Raw genomic sequence first — 19153 nt, forward strand, 5'->3', positions numbered from 1 at the left:
AAGAAGATAGTTTAAAACTATCTTCTTAAATTATAACTAATAGTTTGCAACATCGGTTACATCAAATTCACTGAAGCTTAAATCCTCACTGAATAAAGTAGCCAATGCAATGGCACTGTCGATTGAAGTTACTACACTTACCCCGCATTCAACGGCACATCTTCTTATTTTAAATCCGTCGGTTTCCGAATCTGAAGAACTTCCCGGAGTATTTATAATCAAATCGATCTTATGATTTTTAATAACATCTAAGATACCTAAATCCTTATGATCTCCTTCGTGCCCGATTTTATATACTTCGGTAACATTTTTAATCCCATGCCCTTCCATATAATTCTTTGTATTTTCCGTAGCAAAGAATTCATATCCGATATCAGACATCTTTTTAAGAGAAGGAAGGAATTCTTCTTTACTGTCATCATTTAATGAAATAAGGAGTTTTCTCTTTCTCTTACTCAAGTCAAATCCGGCAGCTAAGAACCCTTTATATAACGCTTCCAAATAATTCTTGCTTACACCGAGGACTTCTCCCGTAGAACGCATTTCGGGTCCGAGGCTTACTTCAACGTTCGGAAGTTTTTCCGTAGAGAATACAGGAACCTTTACTCCGTAATTTTCGCTGTCGGGCTGGATATAACTTCCGTATCCCATTTCTTTAATACATGGTCCAAACATAGATTTAACAGCCATTTCAAGAATAGGTACATTAGTGATTTTTGTAATATAAGGTACGGTCCTGCTTGAACGAGGATTAACTTCGATAACATAAAGTTCATCTTTAAATACAATAAATTGTATATTTATCATTCCCTTTACATTAAGTTCAAGAGCGATTTTTCGTGTATAATCATATAATGTTTCTTTGATTTTATCACTTACGTGTCTTGTAGGATATAGTGTAGCACTGTCTCCTGAATGGACTCCGGCTCTGTCAAGATGTTCCATAATACCCGGAACAAATACATCTACACCGTCACATACCGCATCAACTTCAACTTCAAGTCCGAATAAGTACTTATCTATAAGAACAGGATTTTTGCCGTCTTCTTTTATCGCATTTGTAAGGTATTTAATTAGACTTTCTTCATCATGACAAATCATCATTCCTCTTCCGCCAAGTACATATGAAGGTCTTACAAGTACGGGATATCCGATTTTTTGAGCTATTTCTTTACCTTCTTCAACGGTAAATACACCTTTGCCTTTAGGTTGTTTTACTCCGAGTTTTGAAAGCATAGCTTCAAATCGTTCTCTGTCTTCTGCTTTATCGATACTGTCAGGAGAAGTTCCTAAAATAGGGATATTTTCCCTTACACACATTTCCGCAAGCTTGATTGCAGTCTGTCCTCCGAACTGAAGAATAACTCCGTCAGGTTTTTCTTTATTGTAAATATTAAGTACATCTTCGTCTGTAAGAGGTTCAAAGTAAAGCTTATCCGAAGTATCAAAATCGGTACTTACGGTTTCTGGGTTATTGTTAACAACGATAGTTTCTATACCCATTTGCTTTAAGGCGTATACACAGTGAACGGAACTGTAGTCAAATTCTATACCTTGACCGATTCTGATAGGACCGGAGCCTATAACCATTACTTTTTTCTTATCGCTTACGACAACTTCATCTTCGGTGTCGTAAGTTGAATAATAATATGGAGTATATGCTTCAAATTCCCCGGCACATGTATCAACCATTTTATAGACAGGATTGATATTCCACATTTGTCTCATTTCATAAATATCTTTTTCTCTGACTCCCATTAAGAAGCTGATACCCTTATCGGAAAAACCTTTTTTCTTAAGGTCAAGCAATTCTGCTTTTGTTAAAGTTTCCAAAGTTAAAGTCTTTAAGTGTTCTTCTCTTTTTACTATTTCATTAATTTTATTTACAAAGAATAAATCAATACCCGTTATCTTACTTACTTGAGTAACCGAATATTTAAGTCTGAGCATTTGAGCCAATACGAATATTCTTTCATCATCTGCTTTAAATACTTTATGTCTTAATTCTTTTATCGGAATATCATTTACTTTATTATGAACTAAAGTATGCTTTTTGATTTCAAGAGATCTGATAGCCTTTAAAAATGCTTCTTCAAAAGTCCTTCCTATTGACATTACTTCTCCCGTAGCCATCATCTTAGTTCCAAGGTCTCTTTTTGCACTAAGGAATTTATCGAACGGCCATTTAGGAACTTTTATTACAACATAATCAATTGCAGGTTCAAAACATGCAAATGTTTCTTTTGTAACTGCATTTCTTATCTCTTCCAAATGATAACCGAGTGCAATCTTTGCTGATACTTTAGCTATAGGATAACCAACGGCTTTTGAGGCTAGTGCTGAAGAACGGGAAACCCTTGGATTTATTTCTATAATCGCATATTCCATGCTGTCGGGATGAAGTGCGAATTGAACATTACATCCCCCTTCGATACCTACCGCTTCGATTATGTCAAGAGATGCAGAACGAAGCATTTGACATTCTTTATCGGAAAGAGTTTGAGTAGGAGCAACGACTATACTATCCCCTGTATGGATACCTACAGGGTCTATATTTTCCATATTACAAATTGTAATACAAGTACCGTTGGAGTCTCTCATTACTTCGTATTCAATTTCTTTCCAGTTTTTAATACTCTTTTCAATTAGGATTTGAGTAGTCATAGAAAGAGAAAGTCCGCTTTCCGCAATCTTTAATAGCTCTTCTTCGCTATTTACAATACCTCCGCCTGTACCGCCAAGAGTATATGCAGGTCTTACTACAACGGGATATCCGATATCAAGTGCTGCTTTTTTAGCATCTTCAAGTGTATTTACTATTCTGCTTTCAATGACAGGCTGACCGATTTCCTGCATAAGTTTTCTGAACTCATCTCTGTCTTCACCCTTCATGATACCTTCAACACTTGTTCCGATAACTTTTATTCCATACTTATCAAGGATACCTTTATTGTGAAGCTCCATTGTCATGTTAAGAGCTGTCTGTCCGCCCATGCCACCTATAATAGCGTCGGGACGTTCTTTTTCAATAATCTTTACAACCGATTCCAAAGTGATAGGTTCTATGTATACTTTATCCGCAGTTTGTTTGTCTGTCATAATAGTAGCAGGGTTGGAATTTATAAGAACAACTTCGAATCCTTCTTCTCTTATGGCTTCGCAGGCTTGTGTTCCCGAATAATCAAACTCGGCAGCTTGTCCGATTATTATCGGACCTGAACCTATAACCAATACTTTACTTATATCGTCTCTTTTTGGCATGATAATCCTCCTACTCTATTACCTTTAAAATTTCGTCTAATACATTTCCGTTGTCAGTCGGTCCGGGACAAGCCTCAGGATGGAACTGAACGGTATATATTTTTTTATCTCTTACTCTCATACCCTCTATACTTCCGTCATTTACGTGTGTATATGTTACTTCAACATCTTTTGGAAGTTTATCAACTACATATCCATGATTTTGGCTTGTAATAAATACTCTTTCATTTGATAAGTTTTTAACGGAGTGGTTTCCGCCTCTGTGACCGAATTTAAGTTTCTTTGTTGTTCCGCCTAAAGCCAATGAAGCGAGCTGATGTCCCAGGCAAATACCGAGAATTGGAAGCTTACCTATGAGTTTTTTGATTTCTTCAACACACATAGGAAGATCCATAGGGTCTCCGGGGCCGTTTGATAAAAATACCGCATCAGGGTTAATCTTTAAAACTTCTTCGGCTTTAGTATCAAAAGGAACGATAGTTAAGTTAAGTCCTTTTTCTTTGAACATATTGATTATATTAGTCTTGATACCATAATCGTATACAACGATATGTTTTGCATGTTCATCGCCTTTTATTTCATATGTATTTGATGTAGAAACAGAAAATACACTTTTTGAATTATCATGTTCGTCAAGTATTTCGATAAGCTTGGTCTTAGGCATCATATGAGTGGTTATCATTCCTCTCATAACACCTTCGTTTCGAAGAACTTTTGTAAGCATTCTTGTATCTATCCCGCTTAACGCCGTTATATCTTCGCTTTCCAAATAATCCGGAAGTGTCATTTCATTGTTAAAATTATTAGGTTTGTAACATACTTCTTTAACTATAAAACCTCTTGCTTTGCAACTGTCGGACTGTTCATAATCAAAATTAACGCCATAGTTACCTATAAGCGGGTAAGTCATCGTAACAATTTGACCGTAATAAGATGGGTCTGTTAAAATCTCTTGGTATCCGGTCATTGAAGTATTAAATACAACTTCTCCGATTACTTTTTCCTGGACTCTTCCGAAAAGCTCACCTTCAAAGGTCATTCCATTTTCTAACTGTAAATATCCTTTCATTATATAACCTCTTTATTTAGATTTTTTAAAATCTCTGCTGCCCGGTTTTACAAGCTCGATTTTTCCCTCTTTACATAAAGGACAATCTTCACCGTCATAAGAAACTATATTTAGTCTTATAGCAGAGTATATAGGAAGCGAGAAATTTAAATCATCACTTGTTCTGTTTACTATAGAACAAACACCAACAACTTCCGCACCCATGTCTTCAAGTACTTTAACGGTTTCTAAAGTGCTTTTACCGGTAGTGATAACATCTTCGCTTATAAGTATCTTATCACCTTTACCTACACTGAAACCTCTTCTAAGCTCCATTTTACCGTCTTTTCTTTCGGTGAATATACTTTCTATTCCAAGCTGTCTGCCAAGCTCATAAGAGACGATAACGCCTCCCATAGCAGGTCCGCAGATCTTTGTGATACCAAGATCCTTTACTTGTTCTACCACTTCTTTTAAAACTTCCGCCGCTTTATCCGGAAATCTTAATAGTTTAGCACACTGCACATACTGATTTGAATGTCTTCCCGAGGAAAGAAGGAAATGACCTTCAAGAAATGCTTCCGTCTCTTTTAAAATCTCTTTTACTCTTTGTTCACTCATTTATATATACCTTACCTTTCTTATACTATTCCAATTAGTTCACTTATACTCTCTATATTATTTCTTATTAAATATTCTTCTAAATCTTTTTTGATATCTATCATTACCGTAGGATCAGCAAATATTGCGCTTCCCACACCGACAAGCGTTGCACCCGCCATTATAAATTCAAGTGCATCCATATAATTGCTTACTCCGCCGTAAGACAATATAGGGATTTCTATCTCTTTGGCAACTTGATGAACCATTCTAAGTGCTATAGGTTTGATTGCAGAACCGGAAAGTCCGGCATATACATTATCAAAGACAGGTTTTTTCTTATTTATATCTATTGCCATAGCCAAAAAAGTATTTGTAAGACTTACAGCATCCGCACCTGCATCTTGAACGGCTATTGCTACGTCTACAATGCTTGGAGCATTAGGAGAAAGCTTTACTATGATTGGGTGTACGGATTTTTCTTTTACCGCTTTGGTTATATCATAAGCACTCTTATTATCCATACAAAAAGCCATACCGCCTTCTTTAACATTTGGGCAGGATATATTAAGTTCAATAAAGTCCAGTTCTTCTTTATTTAAAAGTTCAATACCTTCCAAAAAGTCCTCTGTACTGTGAGCTCCGAAATTTACTATTACCCTTGTTCCAAGCTTATTCATATAAGGTAAATCTTTTATTAAAAAGCTTCTTACTCCGGGATTTTCAAGTCCGATACTATTTATTACTCCGCTTGGAGCTTCCCATAATCTGTTCCCTGAATTTCCCGGCTGAGGTTTTAAAGTAAGTCCTTTTGAACAAACTCCTCCTATTTCACTTACATCAAAAAATTCAGAGTACTCTCGTCCAAAACCAAAAGTTCCGCTTGCTGCCACCAATGGATTAGAAAATTCTTTTCCTAAAAAATCAACTTTAAGCCTATCCATTTTAGTACACCTCGCTTCCTTTAAAGACAGGACCGTCTTTGCAAACTTTTCTGTTTCCGCCGGAGGTCCTTACATTACATCCAAGGCACGCACCGACAGCACAAGCCATTCTGTTTTCAAGAGACACGATAACATCATGACCTTCTTTACTCGCTAGGTCATAAGCACTTTTCATCATGATGTCCGGACCGCAGGCAAAATATTTATCATCTTTTGTGAAGTCCACTTGATGTGTAATAATCCCTCCAACATCTACGATTACTTCATCCGCTATCTTCTTAAACTCATCAACCAAATAATCTTCCTTTGTAAATCCCAAATAAACTCTAATGTATTTACTTGGATATTTATTCTTGATTTGTTTAATTAAATAATATAAAGGTGCAGTACCTATTCCACCGCCGATAACAGTAACGTCCTTATCAATATTTTCTATATCGAAACCGTTGCCTCTGGGACCGAACAAGTCAACTTCCATACCTTCTTTTAAAGTAGAAAAATATTTAGTTCCTTCACCTTTTACCTGATATAGGAAGGTTATACCTTCCTTATCAATATCATGAATACTTATGGGTTTTGAAAGGAAAGTATTCTTGGGTTTTAACATATAAAACTGTCCTTCTTTTCCCTCAAATTTACCTTTAAGCTTTAACATATAAATGTCATCTTTTATTTTTTTATTAAATAATACTATAGCCATTTTCCAATATCCTCTTGCATATCTTTTACTGCCTTTACCGTAAGTTTCGTAAAGGTCTCATCCTCTACTTTTCCCTTATGAGCAGAAATAATACCTCTTGACGAATTTACTACTCCGCAGATATCATCTTTAAAGATTTCCGCTATATCTTTACCTGTTCCTCCCTGCGCTCCGTATCCTGGGATCAAGAAAAACGCTTTTGGCATATATTTTTTTACATCTAAGAATTCTTTTGGATAAGTAAGACCGACAACGGAACCAACGGCACTGTATCCGCATTCTCCGATAAAATCATCTCCCCATTTATCTACATACTCAGCCATTATCTCATATACTTTTTTATTGTCCTTAGTTTCCAAATCCTGAATTTGATGTCCGTTGGGATTTGATGTTTTAACCAATACAAATAGCCCTTTATCTCCATTTTTTAAATAATCGAAATATGGACTAATCGCATCCGAGCCCATATAAGTATTTATGGTTATAAAGTCTGCTTCAAAATCACCCTTAAAATGTCCGTCAGCGTACATTGCGGCAGTAGAGGAAATATCTCCTCTTTTTATATCCGCTATAACTATACCGTCATTCTCTCTTATATATTTCAAAGTATTTTGATATGCATTAAGCCCGTCCATTCCGAGAGCTTCATAACAAGCAATCTGTACTTTATAACATGCCACGATATCTTTTGTTGCGTCGATTATAGCTTTATTAAATAAGAAATATTTTTCTCCTAAAGAGATATCCATATTATTTATATACTCGGGAAGAAAAGCTTCCTTTGTATCAAGACCGAGACAAACTGCCATATTTTTTTTACTTCTCTCGTAAAGCTTATCTATTAATTTCATATTTTTTTTCTCCCCCTACAAAAGTCATTAGTATTCTACCGTTTATATCATATCCGTCAAAAGGCGTGTTGTTTGATTTAGATATAAACTCTTTTTTATTTATTTTCCCTTTATAATCTAAATCTACTACGGCAAAGTCTGCATCGTATCCTTCTTCAATCAAACCTTTATTGAGACCTATTTTCTTAGCCGGAGTATAACTTATCATTTCACTTAGTTTATTGATGCTTATACCGTACTCTTTAAATATCTTATAATACATCGAAAATGCAACCTCGATATTATCTATTCCCGGAGCTCCCTTTTCTTTATCTTCCTCAGAATGAGGAGCATGATCGGTTGCAAGCACATCGATTTTATTATCTTTAATACCTTGTATCAAAGCCATTCTGTCTTCATTAGTGGCAAAGCACGGGTTTACTCTATAATCAAGACTATCGGCAAAAAGATGATGAGGCCCAACTTCACAGGTTACATCAAGTCCCTTTGCTTTTGCTTCTTTTATAAGTTCCAATGATTTCTTAGTGCTTATATGGCAAACATGAAGATTACCTCCAACCTTTTCAAGGAGTTTCATGTCTCTTTCTATTATTTCTTCTTCGGGCTGACAGTGCGTCAATAAATGAAAATCATATTCCTTGGATTTCTTCAAAGCTTCTTCCATAAATTTATCGCTGAATATAGTCCTTCCGTCATTTGAAAATAAATTGGTATATTTTTTGTTTTCTTTTATGTCTACAAGTTCTTTATCTTCAAGGTTTTTACCTATCGCACTGATTTGAATAACTTTATTTACTCCCACCTTTTCTGACTTTTCTTTTACATAAGATAAGACTTCGGTACTATCGCAAATCGGATCGGTATTTGCCATTGTACAAACAACACTGTACCCGCCTTTCACGCTTGCTTTCATACCGGTTTCGATATCTTCCTTATAAGTATATCCCGGGTCTCTGAAATGTGAGTGCATATCAATGAATGCGGGAAGCAAAGTTTTTCCTTTTAAATCGATAACTTCTATATCATCAATTTTTAAATCTTTCCCTATTTTCTCTATTTTTCCATTGACAACCAATACATCTTCTTTTGATGTTTTTGTCTTATCAATTATCACTCCGTTTTTAAATAGTTTTTTCATTTTCCACCTTATTTATTTTCTACCAAAGTAGTCTTTGAGTCACAGTAAGAACATCTGTATTCTTTCTTTTCCGGATTAGCCAAATAAAACTTGATATTTTCAACATTTTCATACTGAGTGATACATCTCGGGTTTTTACACTTTAAAATCCCTTCAACAACTTCCGGAAGTCTTGGCTGTATCTTCTTCACTCTTTCTCCGTTTTCTATATAACTTACCGTTATATTAGGATCGATAAGTCCAAGTATAGTTAAATCAAGTTTTAAGTCAGTTTCAATTTTTATAATATCTTTTTTTCCCATTTTATGACTTGGGATATTTCTCATAAGTACTATTACATCGTCTACTTCATCGAGTTTAAGTTGTTTAAAGACTTCATATCCGTGATTTACTTTAATATGGTCAATAACAATACCTTGTTTTAACTTAGAAACATTAATCATCTACTTCTACCCCCAATAACTTCATAATCAAAGCCATCCTTACATACATTCCAAGCCTACCCTGCATAAAGTAAACAGCTCTTTCATCATCGTCCACATCTGTAGCTATTTCATTTACCCTAGGAAGAGGATGCATAACTATCATATCTTTTTTAGCTTTTTCCAGTTTTTCTTTTGTAAGTATAAAGTAATCTTTAAGTCTTAGATATTCTTCTTCGTTTACAAACCTTTCTCTTTGAACCCTTGACATATAAAGAACGTCCAAATCTCCTATGACTTCATCAAGTGAATTCGTTTCGGAGTATTTAGCCTTTCCTTCGATTTCTTCTTTGATATATTCCGGCATTGAAAGTTCTTTTGGAGAAATGAATACAAACTCTATATTTTTATATCTCGACATTGCCTTTACAAGAGAATGGATAGTTCTTCCGAACATTAAGTCTCCGCATACACCAATTTTCAGATTATTGAAATCGTGTTTGTAATACTGGATTGTAAGTAAATCCGTAAGAGTTTGAGTTGGATGCTGATGTCCGCCGTCTCCGGCATTTATAACCGGAACTCTCGAATGTTCACTCATTAATTTTGCAGTACCTTCTCTGGGATGTCTTGCAACAATTATATCTACATAATTTGAAACGACCACTGTAGTATCCGCAAGAGATTCGCCTTTTGAAGTACTCGATGTGTTTGGATCGGAAAAACCTAAGACATTACCGCCAAGCCTGTACATCGCGGCGTCAAAAGAAAATTTTGTTCTCGTTGAAGGTTCATAAAAAAGGCTTGCCAATAATTTTCCATGACATACATCTACATATTTTTTCTCGTCATTTAGAATATCATTAGCAAGCGCAAATATTTCATCTAATTCTTCTACTGTAAAATTTGTTGGTTCGATCAAATCGCGACCTTTTAACATAAGTATATACCTCCGATATTTATAAAAAAATACCTGCACTTAGGCAAGGTATCTACAAAAAATGCATAGCTTTAGTAAGCTATTTATTAATCGAAGTATAACCTTTTTAGCCTCTCGTGCTAAGTTAAAAGTATTTTTAAATATTATATAAAATAATAACTCTAAAGTCAACGAAATATACTTTTTATTTATTTCATAAAATAATAAATTTTTCCAAATTTTAATTTTATTTTTATAATTTATTTTTTAAAAATACTCTTTATTTTATTATCATTCCACAAAAAATTAATTTAATAAAAAAACTCTGCAAAAAGCAGAGTTTTATCTCGTTTTTATTGCTTCAAAAAGCACTATGCCCGCAGCAACGGATGCATTCAATGAATCAAAATCATTTTTAAGAGGTATAGAACTTATAAAATCACATTTTTCTTTAATAAGTCTTCCAAGTCCCTTACCTTCTGCACCTACCACCAAAGCCAAAGGCATATCATAATCCATATCGTAGTAGTTTTCTCCGTTCATATCAAGTCCCACTACAAATAAGCCTTCTTTTTTAAGTGTATCTATAGTTTGAGCTATATTTGATACTTCACATAAGTTTATATGTTCAATCGCTCCCGCAGAAGATTTATACATCCCTTCTCCGATAGAAGCGCTTCTTCTTGTCTGCATTATGACACCGTCTGCCCCCGCACAGTACGCACTTCTGATGATAGCACCGGCATTATGAGGATCCGTTATATTATCAAGGATAACTACCAAAGGCTTAGTATCTTTTTTATTCATATCCTCTATAAGTTCTCTGAGTGAAATTGTTTCAACAGGAGAACATAAAGCAAGAACACCCTGATGATGTGTACTTCCAGACATACTGTCAAGCTTATGGTTATTTGTCTTTTGAATGGATATCCCTTTCGACTTTGCCATTTTTATAATACTTACCAAACCCGAATCATGATTTTCGCTTATATAAAGTTTATTTATATTTCTACCCGCTTTTAAAGTTTCTCTGACCGCATTTCTTCCTATTACTTTTTCATAATTACTCATTAAATTAATTTACCTCTTTAAATTCAAAAATTTTTCTTTTATTTCTTTCGCTTTTCCGCAGCTCATTTTGCCTTCGGGGCATGCACCTCTTACACATCCCGGTCCGGCACTGTCAAAAATGACAGGACAGACTTCTTTAACCAGTTTCAGCATTTCGGTAGCCAACGCTCTGATTTCCCACTGTGCTCTGGTACAAGTTCTCTCTTCAAAGAAATGAAGGAGCTGTCTTGCATTCATAGTAGTGATGATTTTTGTTTCACAGGCTCCCGGAAGAACAAATCTCGCATCCTCATTTGCAAGTTTAACAGCCTTGCTTCTGGCTTTTTTCTCATCCATATTTTCTTTCTCTACAAGTTCTTTTGTTTTATTCTCGGTTAAAATATCTCTGATTTTTTCATAAGATGATTGTATCATTTCCATGCTTTCGTTAAAAGCTTTTAATGCTTCTTCATCTTTTTCAACAGCAGGAGGTACGATAAAATCAAACTCCGTTTCGCTTACATATCTCTGTGACTGCTGAGAATAGCTAGCGAGTCTATGCCTTACAAGCTGATGAGTAAGTGTCCTGCTTACACCTTCTATCGCGAAAGAAAAACTTATATGTTCAAGAGGAGACATATGACTGAAACCCATCAACATTTTAACAAACTTTTCAGCCTGCTCGTCGCTCATATTTTCACTTATTTCTTCTATACCAACAGGAGAATAACATAACTTAGCAGCCATTGCTACTGTCTTAACAGGTTCGGGAGTATACCTTACCAAACTTACTTTTAAATCACTCTTCATATTTTCCTCCTTTAAATTCAAATACTTATAATATTATACATTATTTTCACGTTAAAAGAAACACATTTAACTAAATGGTAATTTTATATATAATATATGAAAACTAAAAAAGACCCATCGGGGGAGGGTCTTTTTTAGTTTGGCGTTTAAATTAATTTACCCTTTTTATTTTAAAGATAGTTCCGCCGATTCCCATAGCAGCAATTAGAGCTATTAAGCAATATACTACTGCATTTGAATTGTCGGAAGTATCCGGGGTATCAACATTTTGTTTATTATCCTGTTGTCTGTCTTTTGATGTTCCGGTTGATGAAGAATCATCTTTTTTGCCGTTATTATTTTTATTGTTCTCTTTTTCAATTGCGGCAGCTTCTTCATCTGTCATCAATACAACCTGAACTTTATGATTTTTAGCTAAATCTTTAAAAGTCACAGAATTTTTACCTATTAAATCTTTTCTTTCTTTACCATCTACGATAATAGTTTTTACTTGGTATCCTTTTTCAACAGTCCACTTAACTGTATGGTCATCACCTTTTTTAAGTGTAGCAGTACCGGTTATTGTACCTTTACCGCCTATTATAGACGTTTCTATATTTATATCATCTGAAGATGGCTGATATATTTCATCCTTTTCGGATTCTTTAACAAATATAACTTTTACATGATGGTTAGATGCCAAATCTTTGAACTCTATTTTATTGTCGGCTAAGTTAACCTTTAAACCGTCGACATATACTTCTTTAACAACATAAGCGCTTGCAGGTTTCCAAGTAACCACATGATTATTGCCTTTTTTCTTAACTGTGGTAGGAGTTATACTACCTTTACCTACAGTTTCGGTAGATATTGTTAAATCTTTTGCCGGTTTATTGGTAGAAGAGTTATCTTTCGTTTCTACATATACATATACTGAGTGGTTAGCCTTTATAGCATTGAAGTCTTGGCTTCCCTGTACATTTTTAAGGTCTTCTCTGTATACTCCGTCTACGATTACACTCTTTACAACATATCCTTCTTCGATATTCCATTCTACATTATAATCATCATCTTTTTGTAAAGTCGCACTTGGAGATATACTTCCTTTTCCTCCGACTATTCCCGTAGAAATTTGATATTTTTCTCCGGGGATATAATCCAAATGAGCTTCGTCATCTTTAACGAATACTACTTTTACATTATGATTTACCAAAATATTGTTAAAGTCAACATAGTTTACAGGAAGATTACTCTTATTTCCATCGATGTAAACTTCTTTTAATACGTATCCGTCGGCAGGTGCCCATTCTACCTTATGACTGCCGTTCTTTTCAACGATTTTACTTGGTGTAATACTACCTTTTCCGACGATTTCTGTTGTTACATTTAAAAGTCCTTCAGGATTTGTAACTTCACCGTTGTTACCGCCGTCATTTTTGTTTTCTTTTGATAAGAATACATAAACCGAATGACTTGCTTCTACGCTGTTTATACTATATTCGCTGTTTTCATTTCTTAGTTCGTCTCTGGCTACACCATCAACGATTACACTTTGAACTGTATAATCAGCTTCAACAGACCATTCTACTTTATGGCTCGTACCTTTTTCGACATCCAATGCAGAAGGTGTTATAGTACCTTCACCGCCTTTGATACCGGTAATGATATCAAATGCTTCTTTATTATTATCAGGGTCTACAGAAGTATTGACAGGTTTTAAAGTAACTATGATATCATAGTCGTCAGTAATATTTGTAAGTATAACTTTATTTCCGTTAACTAAATTAGGTTTTAATACATTACCCATTTTTACTTCGACACTTTCGATTTCATATCCTGTTTCGATATGCCATGAAACTGTATAGTCTTCACCTTTATTTACCGTTACGGAAGGAGAAATATCGCCTATACCGTTTTTGATTTGTGTATTTACCCTATATGTTTGAGCTACATCAGGGGTAGGGTTATCATCCGGATTATCTACATCAGGATTGTCAGGATTATCTACATCAGGATTATCTATATCCGGATTATCAGGATCGACATCTCCTCCTGATGGTGTATCTTTAGCAAATATTACTTTGATTGTATGATTGGCAGTTATATTTGCGAATTCACCTTTTCTTAAACCTTCTTTTTCAACTCCGTCTACAATAACTTTATCTACATACCAACCACCTGCAGGCTTCCAGCTTATTGTGCATGCGGAACCTTTTTTAACCGTCTTACTTGCGTCAATTGAACCTTCACCTTCATATGATGTGGTTATGGTATAAAAATCTTCTTTCGGTGCAGGAGCAGTTTTCTTTTCAAATACTACTTGTACATCGTGATTAGCACTTATTGAATTGAATGTGATGCTTCCGCCGTTTTCATCGATATTATCCTTGATAACTCCGTCTATAGTAACTTTACTTACTTTGTATTCACCGCCGGCAGACCAGCTGATTGTTTTGCTGTCGCCTTTTTTAACCGTACATCCGCTTGTTACTGTACAGTTGCCGTCTCCGCCTTTTTTAACGGTATCTATAGAATAATACTGATTTACAGGAGGAAGTTCTTCTCTTGTGAATTCTACAAAGACAGTATGATCTTCTCTTATTCCCGCAAAAGCGATTTGACCTGCATGAAGTAAATCATCTCTTACTTCGCCGTCAACTATTACTCTCTTTACTCTGTAATCATTTTTTGCTTCCCAAGTTACGATTGCCGTAGAGTCTTCATCATAAGCTTTTGTAGCTGTAATGACACCGTCACCTGCTTTAGAGGTAGTAACGGTATGTTTATCTCTTACTCTGAATGCTACTTCTTCCAAAGTTATATTATAATTTGTACTTTGATTATTAATCGATGTGATTTTTAATGTGAAGTCACCTATTTCTCCGCCTTTTGATGGAGAAACGCCTGCTTCGTTTTTACATTCGAATACAGGAGTACCCAAATCAGCAACTTTATCGCCTTTTCCCAGACTTCCGCCTGTTACTTTAACTCCGAATGCAGGAACAGTGTCATTTCTGTCCATAGAATCAGGGGTAGGTTTAATTGTTATATCTCTCTTTGTAATTACACCGTTGTCCCCTGCTAAATAAGGAGCTATAGTATAATTTGCCGCTTTATCACCGCTTAAAGTGAATTTTGTAATAGTATAATTTTTATTTTCTCCGGCATTTTTATTGTCGTATGTACCAGCTGAAGCTTTTATCGTAAGCCCTGTTGACTTAGCAGATTTTGCACTTGCAGAGCTTATCTGATCTTCAGCTAACAGACCGCTTACTTCTGTTACGCTGACAGCGTCAAGACTTGCTTTTGAAATTGCATTGGTACCGTCATATACTTTTGTTGGTGCCGCATTTATATCTAGTCCGGTAACTGTCAATTCTTTTTTCGCTATATTTACAGTTACTTGTTTAGTCTTAGTTAAATTTGTATCTAAATCAGTACATTTAACTTGGATATTAATATCCCCATTTGTAGCTGCTTTCGGCGTTCCCGAAATAACACCGGTTTCGGACATTGTAAGTCCCGCAGGTAAGCTTCCGCTTACGATTTCAAATTTAACATTAGGAGTATCACTTGAAGCTGCATTTGAAGGAACCAAAGTCACATCGCTTATCGCAGTTCCGTAAGTCCCGCTTACTTTTGGAGCCGTAAAGTCCAAAGCCGCATCCCAAGAGGCATATAAAGTCAAATCGGAAGTTATTGGTGATAAATTGTTATATAATTTGGCTTTCTGATTGTTTAATGAATCGTACCAGCCTTGGAAAGCATAATACTGTCTTGTAGCAGTCGGCATTTCCAACATTCCGCCGTAACGTACCGTCATGGAAGCCTGAGAAGCACTTCCGCCGTTTCCGTTAAATGTTACGTTCATCATTTTTCTGTCGTAATAACGTTTTAGACGAAGACCGCTGGCTACTTCTCCGCTTTCTTTACGTAGAGTTGTCGTTGTATTTTCTTCAAATCCCGTATAAGTCTTTTCCGGAGCGGTTACGGTTTCTCCCAATGCTGCTTCAAAAGACTTGCTTTCAGCCAATGTATAGTTATCGTCTTTTACATTTTGTTTATAGTATTCAACAGTGTACATCGCATTTTCCGTGCCTTCGATCCAGTATGCTGTCAAAGTAGTATCACCGCTTGGCATTTTAAATTTCGTTCCCGCAGGATAAATATTCCCTTCGCTATCCTGCCAACCTCCGAATGTACAATTTTCTTTTGTAAATGGATTATTAGGAAGAGTAGTATAATCCTGTTCAAATATCTTTACGCTTGAAGGTGCGGTGCCTGTAGCACCTTGTCCGCCGTTAAAGCTTAGATAGTATTCTTCCGCTTCTCTTACCGCATCGTCACCTTCAACTACGACCCTAACGGTCTTTACATCAGACATCGCACCGTAGTTGTTCATTACCCATACAGAAACAGTATGTACTTCTCCGACCTGCCAAGAGGAAGGCTTAGGTATAGAATCTTTTAAAGTCTGAACTTGCCCTGTAGCTTCAATTTCCGTAAGTTTTTCTGAAGGTGTTTCATTTTCAGTATCCATATCGAATACATAATATATAGCATCCGTTGCATTTTTATTTGTATCTTTAAATCTAGCGTCAACATCTACTTTATCTCCGTTACAAACAGCAGAAATATCCTGCATTAATTGAGGAGGTGTAGCTACTTGCCCTATACCAAATAAAACTGAGAAAGTTTTGCTTTCACCGTCTCTGATAGCCCTGTTTTTCCACGAAAAAGCCATATCGGAATCTATACCCGTAACACTTTGAGGTCTTTCATCTTTAAACATTTTTGGACCCCAGTTACTATATTGACCATAATACAAAGTATCAACATCAGTAACTCCATATGCCTTTTCAGCAATAAAGTTGAACTGTCTTTCATCACTTCCTGCTGAACCGTTAGCAAGACGCATACCGGTATCCGTTTTATATATAGGAGCTCTATCATTTCCGGCTACATTTACATCTGTTCCACAACCTAAAGATATGATTTGGTCGCTTCCGGTATTATTGGTGATAGTAAAAGCAACTTTCACATACCTGTCTCCGTTAACAAAGGATAGATCCTGTCTGAATTTAAGTCCCGCTAGACCTGCTATATTATCTCTTGTCTCCCCATTGTTGATTTTTTCTAGCAAAGTAGATGCCGCATAAGCGGCATTATCGTTTATTTGCCCAACCTTAACACAAACATGATACCCCTGCTGACCGTGAGAAGACCAAAATTCTCCGGGCATACCTTTTATATCAAATGCACATCCCGGTTGGTTAGTAAGATATTCCAACTCATCATTTGCAACTTTAACTGTAGTTGCATCAGGTGCAGCAAACGCACCAGAAGTCGGCATCAAACATAACACTAAAACAAGAGTCAGTATGACCCCCATGATTTTGTTTTGGATTTTACTTCGTTTTGGTTTTGTTTCATCCATTTCTCTTTTTCCCCTTTAATAATTTATTTGATAAATTTTTTTGGAAATAGATATGCACTAAACCTAATTACGTTAAAAGACGAAAACAAAGAACTTATATCCTCTCTTATCGTCATAAATCTTTATTAAATTTTACAAATAGTGTACTTTTTGTAACAAATGATTAAATAAAAAATTATTATAAAAAATTTATCTTTTAGTTAATCAATCATTATTTTATGTAACACTTTCGCATACTATTCCCCATATATGATTGCATTAGACAGTATACTCCTTTTATTACAAAAAGTACACCTTTTTTGACAAAAATTTTGTAAATATTACCGCAAATAACCAAACGAAAGTAAGAATAATTAAAAATAATCAAAAAAAAGAGGTCTAGACCTCTTTTTTTCTATTTAGCTCCAATAATTTATCCATTAAATTCACCGCAACTTCTTCTTTTGTCATTAAATCCATGTGCTGAATATTATTTTTTGTGATAAAAGTGACTTTGTTTGTATCTCCTTTAAATCCCGCACCTTCTTCTTTTAGGCTGTTGGCTACTATCATATCCGCATTCTTTCGCTTTAATTTTTCTTTTGCATTCTCGATTAGATTACTTGTCTCCATTGCGAAACCGCAAATCACTTGATTTTCATGTTTATTTTCTCCCAAGAACTTCAATATATCTTTTGTTCTTTTAAGCTCTATAGACATCTCATCGTCTTTTTTCTTGATTTTTTCTTCACTTTTATTGATAGGCGTATAATCAGCCACAGCTGCGGCTTTGATTATAAAATCCATTTCTTTATAATTTTTCTCTACCGCTTCAAACATATCTTCTGCACTTTTTACTTTTATAAAATTAACGAAAGGAGGAACTTTTTCTGTGCTGTTCCCGCTAATCAGCGTAACATCGGCACCTCTTAGCATTGCTATCTTTGCAACGGCGTATCCCATTTTCCCGCTGGAGTGATTGGTTATATATCTGACAGGGTCTATAGCTTCCATTGTCGCTCCTGCCGTTACCAATACTTTTTTATCTTTTAAGTCTTTTGGATATGCTGTTTCCCTTAAGATGTGATTTACCAAAGTCTGTTCATCGGGGAGTTTCCCCTCGCCTACATCTCTGCATGCAAGCATTCCCCTTGCGGGAGAAATTATTTTAAAACCATACCCTTTTAATTTTTGTATATTGTCTTTTGTAATTCTATTGTTATACATATGAGTATTCATTGCAGGAGCAACTATTTTTTTACAAGTTGCCGCGAGAACTGTAGTAGACAGCATATCATCTGCTATCCCGTTTGCCATTTTTGCAATTATGTTTGCACTTGCGGGAGCTATTAGCATAACGTCCGCTTTTTGTCCGAGAGATACGTGAGAAACATGAAATTCAAAATTCCTGTCAAAAGTATCTACCAAACATTTATTATTCGTAAGGGTCTCAAAAGTTATGGGATTAATAAAGTTAAGGGCATTCTTAGTCATTATTACATGAACATCAGCACCGAGCTTAATCAGCATACTTGCCACATTAGCCATTTTATAAGCCGCAATACTTCCGCTCACTCCGAGTACTACGGTTTTACCTTTTAATAATTTATTCATTTATCATATCCTCTGTCAACAGTCCGTGTTTTTCGTATCTTGTGATTTTAAGGATTTTATTATCATCATCCACAAATAATACTTTAGGAGGGTTATCTTTTACTTCCTTAGGCTCCATGGAAGCATAAGCCATTATTATTATTTTATCTCCTACCTGCACTTCTCTTGCGGCGGCACCGTTCAAACATATCATACCGCTTCCCCGTTCTCCCGCAATCGTATAAGTTTCAAACCTGCTTCCGTTATTTACATCTACTATCTGGACTTTTTCATACTCCAGTATACCGCATTTTTCCAAAAGTTCAATATCTATCGTTATGCTCCCCACATAATCAAGTTTAGCTTCGGTAATCGTTGCTCTATGGATTTTTCCTTTTAACATATTTAGTAGCATTCTTTCC

14 protein-coding genes are annotated in these 19153 nt (G+C 35.5%); all 14 read right to left on the minus strand.

Features of this window, described 5'->3' with window-relative positions; genetic code table 11:
* Positions 1–36: 36 nt before the first annotated feature.
* Positions 37–3261, minus strand: coding sequence for a carbamoyl-phosphate synthase large subunit (gene carB, locus NSA01_RS02875; RefSeq protein ID WP_257480009.1), 3225 nt, complete (start codon positions 3259–3261; stop codon positions 37–39).
* 10 nt (positions 3262–3271) lie between these two features.
* Positions 3272–4330: a glutamine-hydrolyzing carbamoyl-phosphate synthase small subunit gene (gene carA / locus NSA01_RS02880; protein ID WP_257480010.1), complete on the minus strand. Its 1059-nt coding sequence runs from the start codon at positions 4328–4330 to the stop codon at positions 3272–3274.
* A gap of 12 nt (positions 4331–4342) precedes the next feature.
* Entirely contained in the window at positions 4343–4930 is a 588-nt protein-coding gene (gene pyrE, locus NSA01_RS02885; RefSeq protein ID WP_257480011.1) for an orotate phosphoribosyltransferase, read from the minus strand.
* A gap of 20 nt (positions 4931–4950) precedes the next feature.
* Complete coding sequence (locus NSA01_RS02890) at positions 4951–5853, minus strand: dihydroorotate dehydrogenase (protein WP_257480012.1); 903 nt, start codon at positions 5851–5853, stop codon at positions 4951–4953.
* A gap of 1 nt (position 5854) precedes the next feature.
* On the minus strand, positions 5855–6553 hold the full coding sequence (locus NSA01_RS02895) for a dihydroorotate dehydrogenase electron transfer subunit (RefSeq protein WP_257480013.1): 699 nt from the start codon (positions 6551–6553) through the stop codon (positions 5855–5857).
* Positions 6544–7404, minus strand: a complete 861-nt coding sequence (gene pyrF / locus NSA01_RS02900) for an orotidine-5'-phosphate decarboxylase (protein WP_257480014.1) — start codon at positions 7402–7404, stop codon at positions 6544–6546. The genes NSA01_RS02895 and pyrF overlap by 10 nt, the downstream gene beginning before the upstream one ends.
* The gene (locus NSA01_RS02905; RefSeq protein ID WP_257480015.1) at positions 7388–8542 is read right to left on the minus strand and encodes a dihydroorotase; all 1155 of its coding nucleotides are present in this window, start codon (positions 8540–8542) and stop codon (positions 7388–7390) included. The genes pyrF and NSA01_RS02905 overlap by 17 nt, the downstream gene beginning before the upstream one ends.
* 8 nt (positions 8543–8550) lie before the next feature.
* On the minus strand, positions 8551–8985 hold the full coding sequence (locus tag NSA01_RS02910) for an aspartate carbamoyltransferase regulatory subunit (protein WP_257480016.1): 435 nt from the start codon (positions 8983–8985) through the stop codon (positions 8551–8553).
* Positions 8978–9904, minus strand: coding sequence for an aspartate carbamoyltransferase (pyrB, locus tag NSA01_RS02915; protein WP_257480017.1), 927 nt, complete (start codon positions 9902–9904; stop codon positions 8978–8980). The genes NSA01_RS02910 and pyrB overlap by 8 nt, the downstream gene beginning before the upstream one ends.
* A 321-nt stretch (positions 9905–10225) precedes the next feature.
* A complete protein-coding gene (gene rlmB / locus NSA01_RS02920) occupies positions 10226–10954 on the minus strand; it encodes a 23S rRNA (guanosine(2251)-2'-O)-methyltransferase RlmB (protein WP_257480018.1) in 729 nt (242 codons plus the stop codon).
* 9 nt (positions 10955–10963) lie between these two features.
* Positions 10964–11743: an FAD-dependent thymidylate synthase gene (gene thyX, locus NSA01_RS02925; protein ID WP_257480019.1), complete on the minus strand. Its 780-nt coding sequence runs from the start codon at positions 11741–11743 to the stop codon at positions 10964–10966.
* 151 nt (positions 11744–11894) lie between these two features.
* The gene (locus NSA01_RS02930) at positions 11895–17159 is read right to left on the minus strand and encodes an InlB B-repeat-containing protein (protein WP_257480020.1); all 5265 of its coding nucleotides are present in this window, start codon (positions 17157–17159) and stop codon (positions 11895–11897) included.
* 378 nt (positions 17160–17537) lie between these two features.
* Positions 17538–18752, minus strand: coding sequence for a bifunctional phosphopantothenoylcysteine decarboxylase/phosphopantothenate--cysteine ligase CoaBC (gene coaBC / locus NSA01_RS02935; RefSeq protein ID WP_257480021.1), 1215 nt, complete (start codon positions 18750–18752; stop codon positions 17538–17540).
* Entirely contained in the window at positions 18745–19146 is a 402-nt protein-coding gene (gene panD, locus NSA01_RS02940; RefSeq protein WP_257480022.1) for an aspartate 1-decarboxylase, read from the minus strand. Before panD ends, coaBC begins: the two co-directional genes overlap by 8 nt.
* Positions 19147–19153 lie beyond the last annotated feature (7 nt).

The organism is Anaerofustis stercorihominis, assembly GCF_024623185.1.
Lineage (GTDB): Bacteria > Bacillota > Clostridia > Eubacteriales > Anaerofustaceae > Anaerofustis.

Coding starts and splice junctions, on each gene's coding strand:
- carB (WP_257480009.1), bottom strand. CDS start 3,261: ATGCCAAAAAGAGACGATATAAGTAAAGTATTGGTTATAGGTTCAGGT.
- carA (WP_257480010.1), bottom strand. CDS start 4,330: ATGAAAGGATATTTACAGTTAGAAAATGGAATGACCTTTGAAGGTGAG.
- pyrE (WP_257480011.1), bottom strand. CDS start 4,930: ATGAGTGAACAAAGAGTAAAAGAGATTTTAAAAGAGACGGAAGCATTT.
- NSA01_RS02890 (WP_257480012.1), bottom strand. CDS start 5,853: ATGGATAGGCTTAAAGTTGATTTTTTAGGAAAAGAATTTTCTAATCCA.
- NSA01_RS02895 (WP_257480013.1), bottom strand. CDS start 6,553: ATGGCTATAGTATTATTTAATAAAAAAATAAAAGATGACATTTATATG.
- pyrF (WP_257480014.1), bottom strand. CDS start 7,404: ATGAAATTAATAGATAAGCTTTACGAGAGAAGTAAAAAAAATATGGCA.
- NSA01_RS02905 (WP_257480015.1), bottom strand. CDS start 8,542: ATGAAAAAACTATTTAAAAACGGAGTGATAATTGATAAGACAAAAACA.
- NSA01_RS02910 (WP_257480016.1), bottom strand. CDS start 8,985: ATGATTAATGTTTCTAAGTTAAAACAAGGTATTGTTATTGACCATATT.
- pyrB (WP_257480017.1), bottom strand. CDS start 9,904: ATGTTAAAAGGTCGCGATTTGATCGAACCAACAAATTTTACAGTAGAA.
- rlmB (WP_257480018.1), bottom strand. CDS start 10,954: ATGAGTAATTATGAAAAAGTAATAGGAAGAAATGCGGTCAGAGAAACT.
- thyX (WP_257480019.1), bottom strand. CDS start 11,743: ATGAAGAGTGATTTAAAAGTAAGTTTGGTAAGGTATACTCCCGAACCT.
- NSA01_RS02930 (WP_257480020.1), bottom strand. CDS start 17,159: ATGGATGAAACAAAACCAAAACGAAGTAAAATCCAAAACAAAATCATG.
- coaBC (WP_257480021.1), bottom strand. CDS start 18,752: ATGAATAAATTATTAAAAGGTAAAACCGTAGTACTCGGAGTGAGCGGA.
- panD (WP_257480022.1), bottom strand. CDS start 19,146: ATGCTACTAAATATGTTAAAAGGAAAAATCCATAGAGCAACGATTACC.